General features: G+C 43.9%; 6 protein-coding genes. 2 read left to right on the forward strand and 4 right to left on the reverse strand.

The window, feature by feature from the left end; all coding sequences use genetic code 11:
- A partial coding sequence (locus AB4653_RS11595; protein WP_372104210.1) for a YjjI family glycine radical enzyme occupies positions 1–1235 on the reverse strand: 1235 nt, incomplete at its 3' end.
- A 411-nt stretch (positions 1236–1646) separates the two neighbouring features.
- Positions 1647–2246 carry a class I SAM-dependent methyltransferase gene (locus tag AB4653_RS11600; protein WP_009845582.1) on the reverse strand — a complete coding sequence of 200 codons (600 nt, stop codon included), beginning with the start codon at positions 2244–2246 and terminating at the stop codon, positions 1647–1649.
- 161 nt (positions 2247–2407) lie between these two features.
- On the opposite strand from AB4653_RS11600, the gene AB4653_RS11605 reads away from it, so the two are divergent.
- Entirely contained in the window at positions 2408–3286 is an 879-nt protein-coding gene (locus tag AB4653_RS11605) for a LysR family transcriptional regulator (RefSeq protein WP_009845583.1), read from the forward strand.
- Between the two features lie 61 nt (positions 3287–3347).
- On the opposite strand, the gene AB4653_RS11610 is transcribed toward AB4653_RS11605, so the two are convergent.
- A complete protein-coding gene (locus AB4653_RS11610) occupies positions 3348–3698 on the reverse strand; it encodes a hypothetical protein (protein WP_009845584.1) in 351 nt (116 codons plus the stop codon).
- Positions 3699–4065: 367 nt separating this feature from the next.
- Between AB4653_RS11610 and AB4653_RS11615 the strand changes: the two genes are divergently transcribed.
- On the forward strand, positions 4066–4962 hold the full coding sequence (locus tag AB4653_RS11615; RefSeq protein ID WP_102257265.1) for a cation diffusion facilitator family transporter: 897 nt from the start codon (positions 4066–4068) through the stop codon (positions 4960–4962).
- 18 nt (positions 4963–4980) lie between these two features.
- Here AB4653_RS11615 and AB4653_RS11620 read toward each other — a convergent pair.
- Positions 4981–5402: EamA family transporter (locus tag AB4653_RS11620; protein WP_372104213.1), on the reverse strand; the 422-nt coding region annotated here is incomplete at its 5' end.

Raw genomic sequence — 5402 nt, forward strand, 5'->3', positions numbered from 1 at the left:
CGTACGTAAGACACTGGATCCGGTTCTGTTCCGTAAGGGATGCGTACACCCGGCGTCACATCTTCATCTAGGCTGATACCACCTTGAGCGTGTAACAGAGCCTTACCTTCCAGCCCATATTTCACTTCCGAGTTTTCAACAATCTCAGCCAGCTTTTCAGAAATACGATGGCCTAACTGATTTGCTTGTTCATCGTGACCATAGCGCCCTGCTTTGCCTTCTTTTTCCATTAAGATGTTAACCGCCTCAGCCATGCCATAAATACCAAACATTGGCGCAAAGCGATCTTCTTCAATTAAGCCTTCTTTGGTTAAGAAGCCTTCGAAGAAGTTAGACTCTTCATGTAAGAAGCGGCTACGTGCATTCATCAATTCGATCATGATGCTGCTGTAGTTAGGTAGTACTTGCTGTAAGAAGTCTACGCTGTCTTCAGATTTCAGAGCCACTTGCTTGAGGTTCATACGTACTAGCGTGTTTGAACCACCCGCCAGAGGCAAAGAGTTGTAGCAACTCACGATGCCAAAACGCTTATCTCCGTACGCAGCGGCGTGTGCAGGATAATTGGCAATGTGCGGCTTGCTGCATTCACAGATATTGCTCGCAGCATGACGAAGCAGGTCATCAGATGTGACTGCAGGGTCGTACATAAAGGTTAAGTTAGGTGCGATCTGCTTGAGTTCAGCATCCACACGTAAAATAGTGCGACATACAATGTTGTCACTAGGGCCAATATTAACGTGCATGAAGGCATCTGGCAGCGTGCGATCCAGCATGATCCAGAACAGCTTCAGCTTTTGGTATACCTGCTCATCCGTCAAACCGCCAACAAAAGGCATCAACACATCGTCCAACTGGCCTAAGTAAACCGGAATTGAAGTCACTGATGGAACGTGATGATAAAGGATGGTGAGCATGTTCAATGCTTCGTCGAAATTAGTAGCCGCGCTAAGCTCTAAATACTTGGAGCCTTGATGTAAGTATTTAGAATAATCAGGAAGCACATAGCGCGGCTTAAATGGGGCGTGACCTTCAAACATGTCACACAGCACACCTTGTTGTAAGGCTTGCTCTACTTCATTGCTTACCGGCATATACGGCAGACTGGCTTCAGCTTCTAAGGCAAGATAGCTCGACTTCTGTTTTGGGGACAGGTTGGCATCTGAAATGATATTGCTAAAGCGTTGTTGTTGTTCTGAAAGTGTTGAAGAAGTAGATGACGCAGATTGGTGGCTCATGATTAAACCCTTAATATTCTTATGGGCTTATTTTATATCTCACACTTACATTTCCACTAATGAAATGTATGCAAGCCTACATTTCCAAAATGGAAAACACCATTTGTAACTTAGTAATTTATGAATAGATAGCTTGTAAATTTTGTGAATAGACAGTTTTTAAATTGGCCATTTGCCAATTAACGATGGTTGTTTATCGATGATTGTCGTTGGGGAAGGGAAAGAATGAGCAGAAGAGATTAGGCCGCTTAATTGAACCGTTTAGTTTAAAACGCAAGTGCGTATAAATAGAAAACCCACATAACGGATCCAAAGATCGTTGATGTGGGTTTAGTCAATTAAGCGTGAGTGCAGTTATCTGATCAGCTATCTATATGTCAACTGCAGATACGTCAACTACAGACAAGTGAACTATAGATGAGGAACCACTTGTTTACGGCCTACACCCATCAGAACCTTCAAAGTACCTTGTGGGGTGTCGATTGAAAACGGTGTTGAGACTTCAACAATCGAAAAACCTGCTGCGCTCAATACATTCTGGGAGCGCTGTTCGCTGACCCCAAAATCTTCGCTGTCGTTTTCTAAGTACCAATCCCAGTGTACAAAAACCCCATCGTTTTCTAACAGAGTATAAATAAGGCTGACCGTATCTTGTAGGTTCGGAATAAAGCCACATACCGAAGAGGCTACCACTAAGTCAAACTGATTTCTGAATGCTGGGTGTTGGGCTGCAAGTCCGCGCGATAAGATATCAACGACAGGCTCTACATTAGACAGCTCTTTTTTATCTAACTCTTCAATCATCCCTTCTGAGATATCGAGAGCGATGATCTCTTTTGCAAAAGGAGATATTTTCTGGCTGAGTAATCCTGTACCACAACCAAAATCAAGGACACGGGTTCCGTTCAAATCAACGAGCTGTGTTAACTGGTCAAATGCGGACTGTGCGAATACAGCAGTAGCGGGATCGTTATCCCAATCAGGTGCGTACTCGTCCCATTGTTTCGCCATCATGGCCTCCATCTTTACTTCTTGTAGGTTCGGAACGCCCCCAGAATAAACCAAATTAGTCAATTCGTCATAGAGTTATCATGCAAAGATGGACTATTTCTAAGATAGTCAGCACAATATTCAGATAATATGCACCGCCACCCGCTCAATATGGAAATGAAATGAACCTTTCTCAAGTCCAAGCCTTTTGTTCTGTTGCTGATTTAGGATCCGTCTCTGAAGCTGCGCGACAGCTTGAATGTAACCGAACCAAACTGAGCATGTCGATCAAAGCCTTGGAAAAAGAGTTAGATGTCGAACTGTTTGTTCGAAGCGGTAACCATGTCGAGCTGTCTGAGGCAGGTAAGGCCATATATAAAGACTGTGAAGGCATGTTGGTAACGGCAGCACGCATTAAGCAAACCTGCTTACATGTTTCGGGTGAATTCAACGCAGAGATTTGGATCGCACGCGACGATTCCCTACCCGATGAAATGTGGCAAAGTTTATCGCACGCCCTAAACAACAAATACCCTTCCACTTCTTTCAACTTCGTTCTCGCTTCTAGTGGCGACTTGGCTAATCTTGTCGAAACTCAGCAAGTTGATTTTGCGTTTGGTGTCGATTACGAGCGTGTCGACGACCCAAGAATTATCTACAACCCACTCGGCAAGATCCGAATGATGTCGGTATGTAAGAAAGGGCATGATTTAAGTGCGATGCGAAGAGTGTCGGATGAAGTACTAAGAAATTCGATGCAAGCGACCATGGTTTATCTCAATGAAAAAGATAACCCTGAGCTTGAGCCCTTCTCTCGCCGATACATTGGTTTTTCTAGCTTCGATTTTATGTTGGATACGATTCTACGAGAAGATGCATGGGGCGTAATGCCTGAGCCATTGATACGCCATTTATTGCGTGAACAGGAACTGGCGGTGATCAAGCACACTTATGGCCTGACTCAAGAAGACTACTGTATGTTTACCGCGGCAGGTATGGCAGAACACCCAGGAATGAATTGGTTAGCGGATCAGATCAGCGATTACTTGTTTGATTTCTAAAGTGTCAGATAATGTTCTATCTCGACACTTAAAATCGTCTAACAAATAGAAAGCCCTCTCTTTAGAAGACCATCACGTGATCCACTAAATAACGTCCGTCTTCTTCAACTAACACCATTTCTGCCACAAATTCGCCTTTCGCAATGGTATACGCTTGCTTCCAAACAAAGGCGATGGAATCGGAGCGTCTGAATAGCGCCACAGGCTCACGTTCAGCAAAAAAGCCATTACTGTGCTGATAATGATGACACACCTTTTCCAGATACTCAGGCGTCACAATATCCTTCATGCGCTGCGTAAAGTCTCGGCAGTGTTGAGCATGGTCAACCTTGGTTGAACCGTCCATCAAATTGTCCATGATCGGGTTAGCAATCGCCCACAACTCGCTATCGTTGAGATCATCAAATTTCATCTTCATCCATTCCTTTTCAAGTTCAACTCGGCTCTATGTTCAAGGTTCAGGTTCAAACCCAAGTTTAAGGTATAAAGTTTCAATGCGATTTCTGTAACCTTAACAACCTGCTCCTTTACACTGCGAGCCTATGAGACCTTCACAACCTATGTGTTTTACTAATCATAAACCATTTAGCGCCAGTTTCACATTTCCTGAAAAACAGTCATCGTCAACTTTACTGACACCAAAATCTACCACTAAGTAATTGAATAGTAACAACTTGGATGTAAAACGGGTTACCGACATATAAACGTCATCAGATAAAGTTTGTAAAGCTAGCTCAATATTAGAACAATGACGTTATCAAAAACATCTGGAAAATATTATGTGTGACAGGAAAAGCCAAAACGAAAATCGAGTACTATTGTTCTCAGCCCTTTTAGCATCAGGCTTCGCGATTGGCGGATTGGTGTTGGGTCTTCTCGTTGGCTCTCTAGTCATAGTATTTGACGGTGTCTATTCTCTTATCAGTTTACTGTTAACTTTATTGTCACTAGCTGCTTCGAAATACATTAATCGCCCATCAGACAGGGAGTTCCCGTTCGGTCGAGCAATCATTGAGCCAATCGTAATCGCCATTAAAGCGATTGTGATTCTGCTTGTGGTCGGTTATTCACTTTATTCTGCGATTGGTGCTCTGATGACAGGTGGTCGTGAAGTTGATGCTTCTATCGCAACTCTGTTTGGTATTTTCAACGTATTGGGTTGTGGTTACGCTTGGTGGTACATCGCTAACAAGAGCAAACGTATTTCTTCAGGTTTGATTCAAGCTGAGTCTAAACAGTGGCAAATGGATACGCTGTTGAGTGTGGCAGTTACGGCAGGTTTCGTTGTTGCTTGGTTGGTGGCTTACTCTCCGTTTGCTGAATACGCGGTATATGCCGATCCAATGATGATGTTGCTGATGTCTTTCTACTTTATCAAAGTGCCGTTCGACATGTTACGTGAAGCAATGCGTGAACTGCTAATGATGTCGGCAACCAAAGATATTTGTGACGCGGTAGATAAGAATGTTGTCGCTGTAGACAAAGATGCGGACCAAGATTTGGAGCTAATGGGTGTGACTAAGGTTGGCCCGGAACTAAGAGTCAATGTTGATATTCATACTAACGACCAAGATGCGATTACGGTTGATGATATTGAACGAACACGCCATCAATTAACGCGACGCTTATCTAAAATGCCTTATGAGCTTCAATTGAACCTCAATATCGCGAGCTAAGAGCATTCTCTCTTAAGTTCAAGACTGAACCTCTTCAGAAGCCGACGCCTTAACCGTCGGCTTTTTGTCTCTAGTTACCCACCAGCAAGCCAGTGAACCAATCGTCACCATACAAACGCCCTGCCAGAAACTCATGCTCAATGACAAACCTAGAATCATAGAAGACAGTAAGGTCGCGAAGATTGGCGTAAAGTAAGACATGGTTGCCAAAAACACCATGTTGCCACCTAGAATCGCCGTGTTCCAAAGCGCGTAACCAGCGCCCATACAAGCCCCAGCAAGCACTAAGTCAATCGCAGCACTTGAAGTCATCACCATGCCGGTTTCATCACTCAATGCGTATTTGATCCACAGAGTGATCGCAGTAGCGATAAAGAAAAGCACAATCGCATTCTGCCCTTTAGCAACGCGTTGGGTGTAATTGCAATATACCGCCCAAA

This window comes from Vibrio sp. 10N.222.48.A3 (genome assembly GCF_041475345.1).
Taxonomy (GTDB): domain Bacteria; phylum Pseudomonadota; class Gammaproteobacteria; order Enterobacterales; family Vibrionaceae; genus Vibrio; species Vibrio tasmaniensis_A.

What these genes read in the sequence shown, in the direction of transcription:
- AB4653_RS11605 (WP_009845583.1), top strand. Translation starts at nt 2,408, where the DNA reads ATGAACCTTTCTCAAGTCCAAGCCTTTTGTTCTGTTGCTGATTTAGGA.
- AB4653_RS11600 (WP_009845582.1), bottom strand. Translation starts at nt 2,246, where the DNA reads ATGGCGAAACAATGGGACGAGTACGCACCTGATTGGGATAACGATCCC.
- AB4653_RS11615 (WP_102257265.1), top strand. Translation starts at nt 4,066, where the DNA reads ATGTGTGACAGGAAAAGCCAAAACGAAAATCGAGTACTATTGTTCTCA.
- AB4653_RS11610 (WP_009845584.1), bottom strand. Translation starts at nt 3,698, where the DNA reads ATGAAATTTGATGATCTCAACGATAGCGAGTTGTGGGCGATTGCTAAC.